This is a genomic window from Nocardia rhizosphaerihabitans, from assembly GCF_014646295.1.
Lineage (GTDB): Bacteria > Actinomycetota > Actinomycetes > Mycobacteriales > Mycobacteriaceae > Nocardia > Nocardia rhizosphaerihabitans.
This window is the reverse complement of the sequence record NZ_BMNE01000004.1, coordinates 298,773-315,164: the sequence shown is the minus strand read 5'-3', so window position 1 is coordinate 315,164 and position 16,392 is coordinate 298,773. Positions and strand designations below refer to the sequence as shown.

The window sequence follows — 16,392 nt, the reverse complement described above, 5'->3', positions numbered from 1 at the left end:
CGCGGTAGCCCAAGTTCGGTGCGCCGAGGCGGATCTGCCGCTTGAATGGAGAGATGATCGACATCGGTGGGCGGCGCGGCCCGCGAACGGGACCCATGGCCGACTCGGTGGTCGCCCTGGTCGACGCGGCCTCCGGCGTCGAACGCGAACTCATCGGCACCTGGATCGCCGAGGGTGGCCTCGGCCGCGACATCGGCTCCGATGCCCCGGTGACCCAGCTCGACCTCGACGCGAAGGCGATCACCAAACGCCTGGTCGGCAGGCACGACGACCCGCTCGTCGTCCCGGTCCGGGTGCTGTGGCTGCCGCCGGAGCGCGACGGCGTCCGCCGGGTCACCTTCGCCGACCTGGCCTTGCTGACCAACCCGCGCAAACCCAACCGGCTCGTCCAGCGCAGGCTGCTGCGCACCGAACCCGACCGGCACCAGGTGCTCGTCGGGGCGCCGGCCCGGCTCAGCGAGCTGCGCACCAACAATCCCGAGGCCGCGGCCTTGCTGCGGGCGGGCACGGCCGATCCGTTCGCGCGGTCGGTGGTGCGCGCGGCGGTCGTCGCGCTGGAGCGAGCCGAGCGCACCGTCATCGGTGACCGCTACAAGGTGCCGCAGCTGGTGGCCGAGGAGATCCTCGACTCCCCCGAATTCCAGCGCAAACTCGACCTCATCGCCGACGAGACGGGTTCCGAACCCGACCAGGTGTATCGCAATGCGGAGAAGGCGCTGCGCGAACTGGTCGCCGCGCAGAGCAGGCTGGTCTCTGACCTGTTCACCCAGGCCATGCGACCGGTGCACGCCTCGACCTGGAAGGTCGACACCGACCTGCCCGGCCTGGACGCGCTGCGCAAGCTCAACCGCAAGCACCCGCTGGTGTTCCTGCCCTCGCACCGTTCCTATGTCGACGCGTTCGTGCTCGGTGACGTGCTGGCGCGCAACGACTTTCCGCCCAACCATGTGATCGGCGGGGCGAATCTCAACTTCTGGCCGATGGGCCCGATCGCCCGGCGCACCGGAACGGTGTTCATCCGGCGCAGTTTCGGTGACGACGAGGTCTACAAGGCGGTCGTCGAGGAGTACTTCGCCTACCTGCTGGCCAAGCGCTTCAACCTGGAGTGGTACTTCGAAGGTGGACGCACCCGCACCGGCAAGTTGCGACCACCCCGCTATGGTCTGCTCAATTTCCTTGCGGCGGCGGTCCGTTCACGACGCGTCGAGGACGTGATGCTGGTGCCGGTCTCGATCACCTACGAGCGGCTCAACGAGCTGGGTGCGATCGCGAGCGAACAGTCCGGCGGCAAGAAGAAGCCGGAGGGCCTGGGCTGGCTCGCCAGATATGTGCGCAGCCAGCAGCATTCGGCCGGTCGCGTGTACGTGCGGTTCGGTGCGCCGCTGTCGGCGCGGGAACGGCTGGGCGCCAACGGTGATCCGCTCGATCAGCGCCCGATGACGATCCCGCTGCGCGACACCACGACCGGCGAGGCCAGCGTGCCCGACGAGTCGGCGCTGCGCGAGAGCGAACGCAAAGCCGTGCAGCGGCTGGCCTTCGACATCGCCGTCGGCATCAATCAGATCACCCCGATCACAGTGAACGCACTGGTCACGCTGGCCCTGCTCGGCGTGAGCGAGCGCGCGCTGACGCTGGGACAGGTCCGCACGGTGGTCGACCCTGTCCTCGGCTACATCGCCCAGCGCGGGCTGCCCAGCGGCGAGCTGTCGGCGCTGCGTGACGATCAGGGCCTGCGGGTTGTCCTCGAACAGCTCGCGCTCGCCGGAGTTGTCACCGTGTATCGCGGTGGGCTGGAGCCGGTGTACGCGATCGAACCCGGCGCGCACCTGGAGGCGGCGTTCTACCGCAACAGCGCGGTGCACTGGTTCGTCAACCGGGCCATTCTCGAACTGGCCGCGCTGACCGCCGTGGAGGAACCGGGCGATGACCCGCTGCGCTCGGCGTGGCAGGCCGCCTTCGCCCTGCGCGATCTGCTCAAGTTCGAGTTCTTCTTCCCCGAGCGCCAGGAGTTCGCCGATCAGATCATCGACGAGGTGCGGATCATCGTGCCCGAATGGGACGAGAACACCCCCGACGATCGGCTCGATCGCCAATTCCTCGGCGCGCTCACCGATTCCGGCTTCGTGATGGCGCACCGCGTGCTGCGCTCGTTCTTCGACGCGCAGCTGGTGGTGGCCGAGCGCTTGGCCGCGCGGTCGGCCGAGGCGACGATCGATCGCAAGGAGTTCATCGACGAGTGCGTGGCGGTGGGAAAACAGATGCTGTTGCAACAGCGTTTGCACAGTCCGGAGTCGGTCTCGACCGAATTGTTCACCAGTGCCTGGAAACTGGCCGACAACCGCGGTCTCATCGCCCCTGCCGCCCCTGGCTCTGAAGCCGAATTGCTGGAACGGCGGCAGGAATTCGCCGCGCGGCTGCGTGATCTCGGTGAGCGCATCGCGCGGGCGGCCAGCCTCGATCCGTCGAACCGGACCGCGATCTGATGAGCACACTCGCCGAAGCACTGGCCGCTATCCGGTCGGGTCCGCAGGGATCGCAGATCGCCGCCGTGTTCGATTTCGGTGGCACCGTCGTGGACGGGCTACCGCGACGGAGTCTGGCGCGCAGGCTGTTCCGTCGCGGTGATGCGCGCAGGGCCGCACTGCTCGGCGGCATCGTGCGCGGTGGCGACGACGGTGACTACGTGCGGGTGCTGCAAGCCATCGAACGAAATTGGGCGGGTCGGTCCGAGTCCGAACTGGAAGAGCTGGGCCGCAGCGCTTTCCGCCGGGAGATATACGGCAGGTTGTTCCCCGAGGCCTGGCAGCTCGTGCGCGCTCACCAGCTGGCCGGCCACACGGTGGTGCTGGTCAGCGAACTCACCCGGTTCCAGGTGCTGCCCGCCGCCGAGCGCCTGGGCATCGAGCATGTCCTGTGCACGGAACTGGCTGTGCACGACGATGTCCTGACCGGGCACACCGAGGGCGCACCGCTGTGGCGTGCCGAAAAGGCCGACGCCGTCGGTGAATTCGCCGCGGCCGCCGAGGTGGAGATCGGCTATGTCTATGCCGACAGCGCCACCGACCTGCAACTACTCGACCTCGCCGAGACCCCCACCGTGGTCGACCCCGATCCAAAGCTGGCCGAGATCGCCACCGAGCGAGGCTGGCCCGCACTGACGTTCCGTCCACGCCTCGCGCCACGCCCCGTCGACTACCTGCGCACGATCGCCGGCTTCGCCGCGCTGATCGGCGGCGCGCTGGTCGGTGTGCTGCGCAAGTCCTACACCGGCCGACGCCAGGCCATGGCCGATGCCCTCATGCACGACGCCACCACCGCGACACTCGCGGCGATCAACGTGCGGTTGCGCGTCGTCGGTGCCGAGCATGCCCGCGCCCCGCGGCCCGCGGTGTTCCTGTTCAATCACCAGAGCCAGTTCGACGTGATCATCGTGCCCAAGGTGCTCGGCGGGGCGGTCACCGGCATCGGCAAGAAGGAACTGGCCAATCATCCGCTGTTCGGCCCGCTCATGCGGTTCGTCGGCGTCACCTTCATCGACCGCAGCGATACCGAACGCGCCAAAGCCGCGCTCGCGCCGGTGGTTTCCACCCTGCGCAACGGGCTCTCGATCGGTGTCGCGCCGGAAGGCACCCGGTCGTACACGCCGCGCGTCGGCCCGTTCAAGAAGGGCGCGTTCCATATCGCCATCCAGGCGGGCGTGCCGGTGATCCCGGTGGTGATTCGCAATGCGGGCGAGATCGCCTGGCGGGATTCGTCGATCGCGCGGCCGGGGATCGTCGATGTCGCGGTGCTGCCACCGATCGATGTCTCCGGCTGGGACCCCGCCGCGATGGACGACGAGGTCGAGCAGGTCCGGCAGCTGTTCGAGAACACCCTGCTGGACTGGCCGCAGGCCTGAGCCGGCCGGGCGCGGTGTCGCGCCCGGCCGGACTCTCAGCTCTCGAACAGCTGCTGCCCGAGATAGTGCCCAGGCCCTGGCACACCGGGCGGGATCGCGAACACGGCCGAACCGACGGGTGTCGTCCATTCGTTCAGCGCGTCGAATTCCGCCAGCCGCTGCTGCACCGGCAGGAACTGGGCGTCGACATCGCGCTGATAGGCGACGAACAGCAGGCCCGAATTCGACAGCTGCCCCGGCGCGGGGGCTTCGTCGTAGTTGAACCCGCGGCGCAGGAACCGTTCGCCGTCGTGGGTGTGCCTGGCCCGCGCGACGTGCGACGAGGGCGGAATGACCGGGATGCCGTTGCGGTCGACGGCCGTCAGGTCGGGCTCGTCGTGTTCGGCGGTGCCGGTCAGCGGCGCACCGTTGGACACCCGGCGGCCGACGGTGAGTTCACGGCCGTCGGCGTCGAGTTCGTCCCAGGTGTCGAGGTCCATCGCGATGCGCCGCAGCACCAGGGAGGTGCCGCCTGCCAGCCATGGCGTCGACGCGCCGTCGTCCCACACCAGCCGATCGAAGTCGACGGTGCGCGGCGCGATGTTGACGGTGCCGTCGACCTGGCCCATCAGATTGCGCATCGTCTGGCCGCGTGGCGCGTCGCGGAAGCCGCGCTGCACCCAGCGCACCGTCACCAGCGACTTGACGTGCTTGGACAGCACCCGCACCGCGTGTGCGACCGTCGTCGCCTCCTCGGCGCAGATCTGGAGGACCAGGTCGGCGCCGGTATAGGCCGGATCGAGGCGGTCGACGGGGAACGGCGGAAGCTGCCGCAACCAGCTCGGGCGCCGCTCGGCCATCTCTGCGCGGGTGAACAACTCGGGTCCGAAACCGACCGTGATCGTGAGGCGGGCGGGTCTGGTCGCGAGTTCCGGTTCGGTGTCAGCCAGCGCGGGCAGGCCCTGGGTGAGCCGTGACGCGTCGTCGGTCCAGATTCGGAGCAGGCCGATGATGTCCTCGCGGCCGGCACCGGGCGCCAGATCGAAACCGGCGAAGGCGACGTGGCCTGGTGGGTTCGTCTCGATGCCCGCCTGGTGCGCGCCGTAGAACGGGACGACGTCGAGCGCCTCGTCCCGGACTGCTTCTTCGCGTGTGAAACCAGCGGCACCCCAGCCGATTCCGGCCGCGCCGACGACGCCCGCCGCCGCGGCTCCCCCGCCGAGCAAGCGACGGCGGGAGAGCCTGGAATGCGGATCAGCCATGCGTGGGATGCTCGGTGCCCGGCGTGTAGTTCTCCTTGCCGCCGGCGAAGTCGCGCACCTGCGCGGTGACGACGGTGCTCGAACCGTCGGCGAAGGTAAGCGTGAGCGTGGTTTCCGCGCCGGTGCGCAGCGGCTGCTTCAGATCCATGAACATCAGGTGCTCGGCGCCGGGTTTCAGGGTGACTTCCCCGTGCGCCGGGATGGTGATGCCACCTTCCTTGGGACGCATGGTCTTGGCGCCGGTGCTGTCGGGCACCACCTCGTGGATCTCGACGCGATCCGAGGCGGGGCTGGTGGCGGAGACCAGCGTCACCGGGGCGTCGCCGGTGTTCTTCAGGTTGCCGAAGGCGGCGGACATGCCGGAGTCGGCGGCCTTGATCCACTGGTCGCTCATGGTGATCCGATCCCCTGCGGGTGCCTCGGGGACGGGGTCGGCGGCCGAGCAGGCGGTGGCGAAGAAGGTCAGCGCGGACAGGGCCGCGGCGGCGCCGAGACGGCGTGCGAGCCGAGGTGGACGCAGGGCGGTACGCGGGAATGCGGACACGGGAGAACTCCGATCATCGGGGTTGGGTGAGAACCCGAACCGACGCGCGGAGTCGACGAATCAACCGCAGGGACAGCGGGATTCATGGAACGGCGGACTACGCCGGAACGGGGTGAAGTCTGGTCGCGGCCGCGAGTGGCGGTCCGCGCAGGCCGATGCCGGGTCGCAGGAGGAGTTGCCGCAGGACCGCGCGTTCCTCGACCGGCGGCAGCCGGAACGCGGGCGCGGCGGGCGCGGTGACCCCGGCCAGCACGAGGACAAGGCGTCGCACGCTGGTGATCGCCCGTCGCACACCGATTTCGGCGGCGCGGATCGCCAGGGCGCCCGTCGGGATCGCCACCAGGTGCGCGAGCAGCATGGCAGCGGAGAAGCTGTGGTGATGGGTGTGGCCCAGCGTCAGCGCGGTGTGTCCGATGCCCTGGCCGACGGCCAGCACCGCCATGGTCGAGGCCGGACTGTCGCCGCGGGGCAGCGCGGTGACCACGACGCCGATCAGGGCGCACGCGGCGAACAGCAGCGTCAGCGACGATCCGGCGGGAATCGCGGTCGCGCCACCGAGTCCGTGCGCGAGCACGGCGACCGCACCGGAGGCGGCACCGACCGCCGCGCCACGCAAGCGCGCGGTGTGATCCGTCGGTGAACGCACCCAGCCATGCTACGACCATCTGTCGTAGTTGCCGAGCTCAGGACCTATGACCAGCGTCTCATCGAGTCGGCGCAGCAGAATCCAGACAAGGGCTTGACCTAAATAATGGTTTAGGTTTGATGATTGTCTCACCACCGAATGAGGGAGACCATCATGACCACCACCACCACCGCCACCCCGACCGCCGTCCGCACGCTGCCCGCACTGAACCGGGCGGTCGCCGTCCTGGGTGGCGTGGTCGCCGCCGTCGTGGCGAACTTGATCGTCTGGGGCATCGGCGCGGCGGCGGGCGGATCCTTCATCACGACCGACGGCGGCAAGGTGATGGACGTCGCTCCCGGGGGCGTGATCTTCATGTCGGCCGTGCCGCTGCTGATCGGCCTGACTGTCGCGGTGCTGGTGTCCTACCTGTGGACCGGGGTGCTGCGGGTCGCCGCGGTCGTCGGATCGGTGTTGTCGATCGCGACCATCGCGCTGACCGTGGCCTCCGACTTCGACACCGCCTCCACCATCGCCTTGTCGGTGATGCACGTGGTGCTGGTGCCGGTGATCGTGGTCGCACTGGAGGGCGTCCGCAAGAGCATCACCGCCCGTTGACCCACCGCGACGACAAAGGACCCCGCCGGAGATCTCCGGCGGGGTCCTTTCGTTCGTCTGTCCTTACACCGAGCGGCCGAACAGCAGCTTCCACGGCATCAGCGCCGACTCCAGCTGCACCTTCAAGCTCATCTTCGACGCGCCGAGCGTGCGCTCCTCGAACCGGATCGGCACCTCGGCGATCGTGTAACCCTTCTTGATCGCGCGGTAGTTCATCTCGACCTGGAACGAGTAGCCGTTGCTGCGGATCGAGGCCACGTCGATCGCGCGCAGGGTGTCGGCCTTCCATGCCTTGAAGCCGGCGGTCGCGTCCTTGACGCCGAGGCGCAGGATCAGGTTCACGTAGAAGTTGGCCCAGGCCGACAGCGCCTTGCGGTACCACTTCCACTCCGCCGCGGTCGAGCCGCCGGGCACGTACCGGGAACCGAGCACGACGCCGACATCGGCGGAGCTCAGCTTCTCCAGCATGGCCGGGATCACCTCGGCGGGGTGCGACAGGTCGGCATCCATCTGGATCACCACGTCGGCGCCCTCGGACAGGGCCTGGGTGATGCCCGCGATGTAGGCGCGACCGAGGCCGTCCTTCTCGGTGCGATGCAGCACGCTCACCACGTTCGGCAGCTCGGCGGCCAGCTTGTCGGCCACCTCGCCCGTGCCGTCGGGTGAGTTGTCGTCCACCACCAGCACGTGCAGATCGGGGACCGGCAGCGCCGTCAGCCGCTCCACCGCCACCGGCAGATTTTCCCGCTCGTTGTAGGTCGGCACAACAACGGTAACCCTCAAGGGTCGCCCTCCCTGCTCACCTGGTAACGCCTCGCGACCCAGCCAGCAGGCGCGAGGGCATGTCATCGATTCGTTATGACGGTACTCGATCGACCTGACGCCGACCTGAGCGGCCGTGCGGGCCCGTCACCACAGCTGGCGTGCGTGGACCAGCGCGTCGACGACCAGGACCACGCCGAACACCACGAAAAGCACCCGCACCACCGGCGGTCCGAAGCGGGTGATCCACCGCACCAGCAGGCGGTACACCCGGCGGGCGCGCGGCGTCTTGCGCATGGCCAGGGCGAGCACCACCAGTGGCAGGAGCAGGGCGATCGCGCAATATCCCGCCACGATCAGCGGCCACGCCACCGGCAGCGGACGCTGCGCCGACAACATCGCCAGCGCCGCCAGATACGGCACCGAGGTCGGCACCTTCGCCAGCCCGAGCGTGAACCCGACAACCCCCATCAACCACGGATACCTGCGCACCGGCTGCACCCAGCGCCCGCCACCACGCATCGTCGTATCCATCGGCACGGCCGCCACCACGATCAGCACCACGCCGATCAGCAGCTCACCCCAGTACCGCAGCAGCGGCGTCAACTCGAAGTCGAACAACCGAACCAGGAAATCGATCCCCAGCACCGTCGCGACCCCGAACATCACCGACACCGCGAACACGCCACCGAGAAAACTGAACCCACCGACGACGGGCGACCGGCGCGCCAGCCGACTGTCCGCCACCACCGCCGTAGTGATGGCCACCAACAGCACATCGAGCGCATCGACCACCGCGAACCCGAGCAACGTGATCAGCAGGACACCCATGACCGTTGCGACCCTACTCGGCGCCGCACCTGGGTTCCGGCGTGCGGTGCGCCCCAGTCCCACCCACAACGGCGCCGATCTCGTTACGCTTTTCGTGCCGGGAGTGCCCGACGAGCACCCGCGATCGTGAAGGGGAAGACATCGTGGCGGAAATGTCATTCGACCCGTCAGCGCTCGACGCGTATCAGCGCGCTGCAGCTCGGGTCGCGGATCTACTTGGTGAAGCGGCTACCAATACCAGCACGGCGGCGGGGGTGGATCTGTCCGGGCTCGGTGTGCTCGGGCGGGAATTCGCCGCGGCGTGGGCGGAGGCGGCGGGGGTACACGCGTCGACCTTGAGTACCGCGGGGAATCTGGTCACCGCGTATCAAGACATTCTGAATCGCTATGGCGCCGACGTCACCGGGATCGATACCGGGCTGGCCGGCGATCTGCGGGCGACCGAGAGCGAGGTGGCGTGATGCGCGCGAAATCCCTGGTCACCGAGAACACGCTGAGCACGATCACCCCGGCCGAGGCCGAAGCCAAGATCGCGCCGGTGGTCGCGCTGCTCGAGGTGCCGTTGCTGGAGCTGCGGAAATCGCTGGGCTCCAACACCTCCGCCGACCCCGATGCGGAGGTGGTGGCCGCGCTGACCTCGGCGACCAACGCCACCACCGCTACCGAAGACCCGCACCGGCTCGGCCTGTACGCGCTGGAGTCGACCGAGACCGCGGCCCCTGCCACGCCCGCGTTACGCCAGACCGCGACCGAGGTGTCGGCGGCCGCCGACCGTGGCCAGAAGCTGAGCACCCTGCTCGGACAGGCACATTCGACGCAGGCGACCGCGGCGGCCAAGGTCGACGCGATCATCGCCGACTTCCGCGCCAAGGCGAAAGCGGCCGCACCCGCGGTGAACGGCAACAACCTGGACGCGATCGTCGAGCTCGCGGAGGAGGCGATCCAGGAGGCGGTCGGCGTCGTCGGGAGCGCGAGCACCGAGATGGACCAGTACACCCGCAACACCAAGGAGCTGACCTCCGATCTCGGCGGGACGAATGGTGTGACCGTGCCGCAGGGCGCGACCGAGGTGGCGCCTGGCGTCTATGTGCTCGGCACCGGCGGCACGTCCACCGACACCATCGACACCGACACCACGACGACCGATCCGGCGACGGCGGCGCAGATCGCGTTGCAGGAGGCGCTGATCGACGGCGGCGTCGCGCTGGGCACCGCGGCGATCGATGCGGGCGTCACCTTCGGCACGCACCTGATCGACAAGATCGCCGAGGTCGCGATGCACGGCATCGACAAGGGCGCCGAGCTGGCGACCACCGGGATCGATACCCTCGCGGCGAATGTCACCGGGACCGAGGGCACGGCGACCAGCCCGGCCACGACGACACCGTCGCCCACCACGCCGTCCACCAGCGGCGGCGGCAACTCGGGCGGGCTGTTCGCCGGGCTCGGCAACGGTGACACCGCCGCCAAGCCGGAACCCGCGAACAACAACGGCAACAAGCCCGCGTCACCGGCACCGGCGAGCCAGGCGCCCGCCGTGGAACAGCCACAGCAGCAGGCTCCGGCGACCACGCCCAGTACGCCAACGGCGCCGGCGCCCGCACAGCAGCCGGTCCAGAGCGGGGTGATTCCGCCGTCCGCCCGTCCGCAGCAGGATCAGGAGACCGAGAAACCTTCGGCCGCACCGAGGCACGGGCAACCGGGAGTCGTCCCGGCGACGGCGTAAGGCGTCCGGATGGACAATCCGTTCGGGGCCTATTTCTCGTCGCCGGAGGATCCGGCGCGCCGTCGCCCGCAGGGCAAACGGCGACGTCGGCGCAGGCGCGAGGCCGAGCCGCAGACCATCGGCACCAATCCGGAGACATGGCCGCCGCCGGAGCCGGAACTCTACGACGACGCCTCCGGCCACCTCGCCAACGCCCAGACCGAGCCGATCTACCGGACGCCCGCCGACGAGGACGGGTTCACCGGCGACTGGAACGACTGGACCGACCAGGCCCCCGTCGACGAAACACCGCGCCGCGGTGACGATGTCGACTGGAACGACTGGGCCACCACCACCGCGACCGAGCAGAGCGGCGACCGGGTCGAGATGCCGGTTCTGCCGCGTCTCAAGGACTTCGGTGGCGGTGGGCCGATCGCGCGCAGGCCACGCAAGACCTACGACGACGAGCGCTACGACGATCCCCACAGCCGCGCGAAAGCCGCTGCCGCGGTGAAGGGGATCGTCGGCGCGCTGGTCTTCGTCGTCGTGGTCGGCTTGGCGGCCAACATCTTCCTCGGCTCCGACGACAAGCCGGTCGCGGCGAGGCAGGCGTCCGTATCCGGTTCGCCGACAACAGAAACCACCGTTCCTCCGCTGCCCGCGCACGCGGTGGCAGGCTGCGAATCCTTCCGCAGCCAATCCATCACCATCAGTGCCGAACGCGGCGACACCGCCACTCCCCAAGGCGCGATCCTGGGCTTCGAATACAGCTACTACGTCGACCGTGACGCCGCCAAGGCCCGCACCTACGTCACCGACGACGCCCATGTCGGCGACGAATCCGCCCTCGCCGCAGGCATTGCCACCTTCCCGACCGGGGTCAAGTACTGCATCCACATCACCCGGGCCGATTCCACCGACCCCACCCTCTGGAACGTCACCGTCCAGCAGCAATGGCCCGGTGACCCGGCCATCGAGAAGATCCAGCAGACGATGCGCACCGCGGAGGTCGCCCCCGGCCGTTACCGCATCACCAGCATCGACCACCGCCGATAGGCGCCCGGAAACGCAGAATCCCCGCACCAGAACTGGTGCGGGGATTTCTTGCGACCCTGACGGGACTCGAACCCGCGACCTCCGCCGTGACAGGGCGGCGCGCTAACCAACTGCGCCACAGGGCCGTGATGTATCGCTACATCGCGGGAGCGACTGTACCCCGGTAGCGGGCTTGGGCGTTAACCGAGCAGGTGAGGCCCTGGATCGACTATTGACATTGACGTCAACGTCAACGACGCTCGTGACCATGACCACAAGTGCGGCCCAGGAGCGGGCGCGGTCGGCACGTAAGGACAGTGCCGGGCCCCGCCGGGGTGAACTGCTCGATGCGGCGGGGCGGTGCTTCGCTGAGTTCGGGTACGACCAGACCTCGGTGGAGACGATCACCACGCGGGCGCAGGTCTCCCGGGCGACGTTCTACGCGTATTTCTCCTCGAAGGACGAGGTGTTCGGGGCGATCACCGAGCGGGTGTGCACGCAGTTCCTGGAAGCCCAGCTCGTGGTGGACGTCGAGGTCACCGAGCCCGCCGAGGTAATCGGGGCCACCACAAGAGCTTTCGCGGAGGCCGTGTTCGCCAATGGCGCGCTGGTGGCGCTGATCGAGCACCGCGCCGGGATCGATCCGGCGATCGGCGCCCAGTGGTCGCGAGTGCGTACCCGGCTGCGCAAGCGGTTCACCGCGTTTCTCGAGCGGGTCGACGCGCGCGGCGGGATCGATCCGTGCGCGCCGCTGTCGCGGATCGTCGAGACCCTGTCCGACGCACTGCTGATCGGCGCCTCCCGGCTCGCCGGGGCGAGCCCCGACCGGCGCGAACAGTTCATCACCGACCACATCGCCATCGCCGAGCGGCTGATCGGCTTCACCCAGGCCGAGCACGACATCGAGGACGTCCAGTGAAACTGCTGATCGCCAACCGTGGCGAGATCGCCTTGCGCATCATCCGGACCGCCGCCGAACTCGGTGCGGGAACGGTGGCGGTCTACGCCGAGGACGACGCGGACAACCCGAATGTGCACGCGGCGGACGAGGCGATCGGGTTGGCGGGCGCAGGACCAGCGCCCTACCTCGACCACGCCGCGATCCTGGCCGCCGCCAAGGAATCAGGTGCCGAATTCATCCATCCCGGCTACGGATTCCTCAGCGAGAACGCCGAATTCGCCCGGGCGTGCGCGGCCGGCGGGTGCACGTTCATCGGGCCGGACCCGGCCGTGCTCGATCTGTTCGGCGACAAGTCCTCGGCCCGCAGGACCGCCGTCGCCGCGGGCGTGCCCGTCTTGCCCGCGACCGAGGGCCCGAGCGAGGTCGCCGAGGTCAAGGCGTTCTTCGACGCGCAATCGGGCCCGATCATGATCAAGGCGCTGGCCGGTGGTGGCGGGCGCGGCATGCGGGTGGTGCGGACGAGCGAGGAGATCGACGACGCCTACCGGCAGTGCGCCGCCGAGGCTCAGCTCGGTTTCGGAAGTCCGGCGGTGTTCGCCGAGGCGTTGATGGAGAACGCCCGGCATATCGAGGTGCAGGTCGTCGCGGCACCCGGCGCGAGCGGCACCACGGCGCTCGCGCTCGGGGATCGGGATTGCAGTGTGCAGCGCAGGCATCAGAAGCTGATCGAAATCGCTCCCGCCCAAGGCCTTTCGGACGCACTTCGCCGTGAGCTGCACGAGGCTGCGGCCCGGCTGTGCGCGCATGTCGGCTACCGCGGGCTCGCCACCGTCGAATTCCTGGTCTCCGGTGAGGAATTCGTCTTCCTGGAGGTCAACCCGCGGATCCAGGTTGAGCACACCATCACCGAGGAGGTGACGGGCGTCGACTTGGTCGCCGTGCAGCTGGCGATCGCCCAGGGCGCGACGTTCGACGAACTCGGCCTGCCACCCGGAATCACCTCCGACGGAGGGCAATCCACCGGCGAGACTGCCAAAGCCGACGGCATAGCGATCCAGGCCAGGGTGAATATGGAGACGATGGCCACCGACGGATCGGCCATCCCGACCGCAGGCACCCTGACCGCCTTCGCGCCGCCCACCGGTCCCGGCGTGCGAGTCGACACCTTCGGCCGTCCCGGACTCACCCCGAGTCCGCGCTACGACTCGTTGCTGGCCAAGGTGATCATCCGCACCCGCGGGAACTCCTTCCCCTCCGCCGCCCGCAAGGCCGGGACCGCGCTGGCGGAATTCACCGTCGACGGTGTCCGCACGAACATCGGGTTCTTGCGGGAAGTGCTCTTCGACAGCCATTTCCAGACGGGCGTGGTCACCACCGCCTACCTCGGCGAGAACCTGCCCGCGCTGGTCGCGGCCGCCGAGGCGGGGCAGCCCGAGATCGCGGTTGCCACCGTCGAGCTGTATCCGGGACAGGAAGCGGTCCGCGCGCAACTGGCGGGCACCGTGGTCGAGGTGGCCGACGAAGGCGTCGAGGTCGGCGCGGGCGGACAGCTGGTCGTGCTCGAGGCGATGAAGATGCAGCACGTGCTCGCCGCGCCGGATGCCGCCAGGACCATCCGAGTCCTGGTGCGCCCGGGGCAGGTCGTCGCGCCGGGCGATCCGCTCGTGATCATCACCCGTACCGGCGCCGACGCCACCGGCGGCGTGCAGGCCGACCTGGATCCCGACCGTGCCCGCGCCGATGTCGACGAGATTCGCGCCCGTCACCTCGTCACGCTGGATGAATCCCGCCCCGAAGTCGTCGCCAAGCGACACGGGCTCGGTCGCCGCACCGCCAGGGAGAACATCGCCGACCTCGTCGACGCGGGCAGTTTCGTCGAGTACGGCGCGCTGGCCGTCGCGGCGCAACGCAGCAGGCGTACCGAAGAGGACCTGATCGCCAACACCCCCGCCGACGGCCTCGTCACCGGCGTTGCCACCATCGGCGCCGATCGCTTCGGCAAGGCGGCGGCCGAAGCCGTGGTGGTCTCCTACGACTACACCGTGCTCGCGGGCACCCAGGGCAAGAACAATCACGCCAAGACCGACCGCGCCTTCGAACTGGCCGCCCGCAAACAGGTGCCGGTGGTGCTGTTCGCCGAGGGTGGCGGCGGCAGGCCGGGCGACACCGACGTGACCGGCATGGGCCTGGACGTGCCGACCTTCCGCGCGCTCGCCGCGCTGCGCGGACAGGTGCCGCTGGTGACGATCGTGTCGGGGCGCTGCTTCGCCGGGAACGCCGCCCTGGCCGGGGTGTGTGACGTGATCATCGCGACGCCGGACGCCAATATCGGCATGGGCGGCCCCGCGATGATCGAGGGCGGCGGGCTCGGCGTGTACCGGCCCGAGGACATCGGGCCGATCGATGTACAACGGCGCAATGGCGTCGTCGACCTGGTTGCCCGGGACGAGGTGCACGCGGTGGCGCTGGCCAAGCAGTACCTCGGCTACTTCCAGGGCCCGGTCGACGATTACGAGGCGCCCGACCCGCGCCTGGCCAGGCATGTGGTGCCGGAGAATCGGCTGCGCGCCTACGACATCCATCGCGCGATCGAGGTGATCGTCGATGTGGGCTCGATGCTCGAACTGCGGCCCGACTACGGAGTCGGGATCGTCACCGCGCTGGTCAGGGTCGACGGTGTGCCGTTCGGCCTGGTCGCCAACAGCAGTCATCACCTCGGCGGCGCCATCGATGCCGAGGCCGCCGACAAGATGGGCGACTTCCTCGGGCTGTGCGAGTCGTTCGGCCTTCCGGTCGTCTCCCTGTGCGACACACCGGGGTTCATGGTCGGACCGGAAGCGGAGAAGACGGCGACAGTCCGCCGGTTCAGCGAGCTGTTCGTACTCGGCGCCCGGTTGAGCGTGCCGTTCGGCATGATCATCCTGCGCAAGGGCTACGGACTCGGCGCGATGGCGATGGCGGCCGGGCACTTTCGCGCGCCGAACTTCACCGTTGCCTGGCCGACCGGCGAGATCGGGCCGATGGGACTGGAAGGCGCGGTGCGTCTCGGCTTCCGCAAGGAGCTCGCCGCCGTGGCGGATCCGGCCGAACGCGACACGCTGTTCCAGCAGCTGCTGACCCTGGCCTACCAACAGGGCAAGGCGCTGACCGCGGCGACCGGGTTCGAACTCGACGATGTCATCGATCCGGCCGACACCCGCGCGTGGATCACCACGCTGGCCGGCGACGTGACGCGCGCAGGATCGGCACGAGCTCGGCATTGATGCCGCCGGGTTGGGACGCGCCCTTCTCGTCGGCCTCCCCGGCCGGCGCGAAAAGCGGGTCCGCTGAGCCCTGAGCTGGGGCGTCAGACTTGAAGTTGACGTCAACTTCTAATACGTTCGGATGCACCGACCGAAGGAATTCATCGTGAGAGTTGCACAGAAGGTGGCCATCGTGACCGGCGGCGGCGCAGGGATCGGGGCCGCACTGGCCACCGCCCTCGCCGCGGCGGGCGCGCGTGTGATCGTCGCCGACCTCGACGAAGCGGCCGCACTCGCCGTCTCGGCGCGAATCAATGCCGACCACCCGGACGCGACCGTGGGCGCGGGCGCCGACGCCGCCGACACCGCCGCCATCCAGGGCCTGATCGCGTTGGCGGAGCAGCACTTCGGCCCCGTCGATCTGTACTTCGCCAATGCCGGCGTGGTCGGCGCGCCCGGACTCGACGCCACCGAGAGCGACTGGGATCTCTCGCTCGCGGTGAACCTGCGCGCGCACATCCGCGCCGCGCAACTGCTCGTCCCCCAGTGGCTCGACCGCGGCGAAGGCTACTTCGTGAGCACCGCCTCGGCCGCCGGCCTGCTGACCCAGATCGGCTCGGCCACCTACTCGGTGAGCAAGCACGCCGCGGTCGGATTCGCCGAATGGCTCAATGTCACCTATGGCGACCAGGGCATTCGGGTCAGCTGCCTGTGCCCGATGGGCGTGAACACCGCGCTGCTGTATGCCGGGCAGGAGTCGGGCGAACCGCTCGGGGCCGCCGCCACCCGCGCGGTCGTGTCGGCGGGCGAAGTCCTCGAACCCGCCGAGGTGGCCGAGATCGTGCTCGAGTCCATCGCGGCCGAGCAGTTCCTGATCCTGCCGCACCCGCAGGTGCTGGAGATGTACCGCAACAAGGGCGCCGACTACGACCGCTGGCTGCGCGGGATGCGCCGCTACCAGGCCGCCCTGCTGGCCGAAACCCGCTGACA

General features: G+C 69.3%; 14 protein-coding genes and 1 tRNA gene. 9 read left to right on the top strand and 6 right to left on the bottom strand.

Going from position 1 to position 16,392, the window contains the following annotated elements; all coding sequences use genetic code 11:
• The first annotated feature begins 53 nt into the window (after positions 1 to 53).
• Both IEY60_RS19060 and IEY60_RS19055 read left to right on the top strand, forming a co-directional pair.
• A complete protein-coding gene (locus IEY60_RS19060) occupies positions 54 to 2,483 on the top strand; it encodes a glycerol-3-phosphate 1-O-acyltransferase (RefSeq protein WP_189030138.1) in 2,430 nt (809 codons plus the stop codon).
• Positions 2,483 to 3,898 carry an HAD-IB family hydrolase gene (locus tag IEY60_RS19055; RefSeq protein WP_189030136.1) on the top strand — a complete coding sequence of 472 codons (1,416 nt, stop codon included), beginning with the start codon at positions 2,483 to 2,485 and terminating at the stop codon, positions 3,896 to 3,898. The genes IEY60_RS19060 and IEY60_RS19055 overlap by 1 nt, the downstream gene beginning before the upstream one ends.
• Positions 3,899 to 3,933: 35 nt before the next feature.
• Here IEY60_RS19055 and IEY60_RS19050 read toward each other — a convergent pair whose 3' ends face one another.
• The 3 genes from IEY60_RS19050 to IEY60_RS19040 form a co-directional block, all read right to left on the bottom strand.
• On the bottom strand, positions 3,934 to 5,139 hold the full coding sequence (locus tag IEY60_RS19050; RefSeq protein WP_189030134.1) for a Dyp-type peroxidase: 1,206 nt from the start codon (positions 5,137 to 5,139) through the stop codon (positions 3,934 to 3,936).
• The gene (locus IEY60_RS19045) at positions 5,132 to 5,683 is read right to left on the bottom strand and encodes a copper chaperone PCu(A)C (RefSeq protein ID WP_229739950.1); all 552 of its coding nucleotides are present in this window, start codon (positions 5,681 to 5,683) and stop codon (positions 5,132 to 5,134) included. Before IEY60_RS19045 ends, IEY60_RS19050 begins: the two co-directional genes overlap by 8 nt.
• A 97-nt stretch (positions 5,684 to 5,780) precedes the next feature.
• Positions 5,781 to 6,329, bottom strand: coding sequence for a hypothetical protein (locus IEY60_RS19040; RefSeq protein WP_189030132.1), 549 nt, complete (start codon positions 6,327 to 6,329; stop codon positions 5,781 to 5,783).
• Between the two features lie 153 nt (positions 6,330 to 6,482).
• On the opposite strand from IEY60_RS19040, the gene IEY60_RS19035 reads away from it, so the two are divergent.
• Positions 6,483 to 6,926: a DUF6069 family protein gene (locus tag IEY60_RS19035; protein WP_229739949.1), complete on the top strand. Its 444-nt coding sequence runs from the start codon at positions 6,483 to 6,485 to the stop codon at positions 6,924 to 6,926.
• Between the two features lie 63 nt (positions 6,927 to 6,989).
• On the opposite strand, the gene IEY60_RS19030 is transcribed toward IEY60_RS19035, so the two are convergent.
• Both IEY60_RS19030 and IEY60_RS19025 read right to left on the bottom strand, forming a co-directional pair.
• Complete coding sequence (locus IEY60_RS19030; protein ID WP_268241487.1) at positions 6,990 to 7,751, bottom strand: polyprenol monophosphomannose synthase; 762 nt, start codon at positions 7,749 to 7,751, stop codon at positions 6,990 to 6,992.
• An 84-nt stretch (positions 7,752 to 7,835) separates the two neighbouring features.
• Complete coding sequence (locus tag IEY60_RS19025; protein ID WP_189030130.1) at positions 7,836 to 8,519, bottom strand: GAP family protein; 684 nt, start codon at positions 8,517 to 8,519, stop codon at positions 7,836 to 7,838.
• 152 nt (positions 8,520 to 8,671) lie between these two features.
• On the opposite strand from IEY60_RS19025, the gene IEY60_RS19020 reads away from it, so the two are divergent.
• Genes IEY60_RS19020 through IEY60_RS19010 form a run of 3 tightly spaced genes read left to right on the top strand, consistent with a single transcriptional unit; the run spans position 8,672 to position 11,280 of the window.
• Positions 8,672 to 8,980 (top strand): hypothetical protein, encoded by a 309-nt coding sequence (locus tag IEY60_RS19020; protein ID WP_189030128.1) that lies wholly within the window; start codon positions 8,672 to 8,674, stop codon positions 8,978 to 8,980.
• Positions 8,980 to 10,245 (top strand): hypothetical protein, encoded by a 1,266-nt coding sequence (locus IEY60_RS19015; protein WP_189030126.1) that lies wholly within the window; start codon positions 8,980 to 8,982, stop codon positions 10,243 to 10,245. Before IEY60_RS19020 ends, IEY60_RS19015 begins: the two co-directional genes overlap by 1 nt.
• A gap of 9 nt (positions 10,246 to 10,254) precedes the next feature.
• Positions 10,255 to 11,280: a DUF8176 domain-containing protein gene (locus tag IEY60_RS19010; RefSeq protein WP_189030124.1), complete on the top strand. Its 1,026-nt coding sequence runs from the start codon at positions 10,255 to 10,257 to the stop codon at positions 11,278 to 11,280.
• Positions 11,281 to 11,331: 51 nt separating this feature from the next.
• Here the strand turns inward: IEY60_RS19010 and IEY60_RS19005 are convergent.
• A tRNA-Asp gene (locus IEY60_RS19005) sits at positions 11,332 to 11,405 on the bottom strand.
• 116 nt (positions 11,406 to 11,521) lie between these two features.
• Here IEY60_RS19005 and IEY60_RS19000 point away from each other — a divergent pair.
• The 3 genes from IEY60_RS19000 to IEY60_RS18990 all read left to right on the top strand — a co-directional run bounded on the left by IEY60_RS19000 (position 11,522) and on the right by IEY60_RS18990 (position 16,390).
• On the top strand, positions 11,522 to 12,178 hold the full coding sequence (locus tag IEY60_RS19000; RefSeq protein WP_189030122.1) for a TetR/AcrR family transcriptional regulator: 657 nt from the start codon (positions 11,522 to 11,524) through the stop codon (positions 12,176 to 12,178).
• On the top strand, positions 12,175 to 15,423 hold the full coding sequence (locus IEY60_RS18995) for an acetyl-CoA carboxylase family protein (RefSeq protein WP_189030120.1): 3,249 nt from the start codon (positions 12,175 to 12,177) through the stop codon (positions 15,421 to 15,423). The genes IEY60_RS19000 and IEY60_RS18995 overlap by 4 nt, the downstream gene beginning before the upstream one ends.
• 145 nt (positions 15,424 to 15,568) lie before the next feature.
• Complete coding sequence (locus IEY60_RS18990) at positions 15,569 to 16,390, top strand: SDR family oxidoreductase (protein ID WP_189030118.1); 822 nt, start codon at positions 15,569 to 15,571, stop codon at positions 16,388 to 16,390.
• Positions 16,391 to 16,392: the final 2 nt, after the last annotated feature.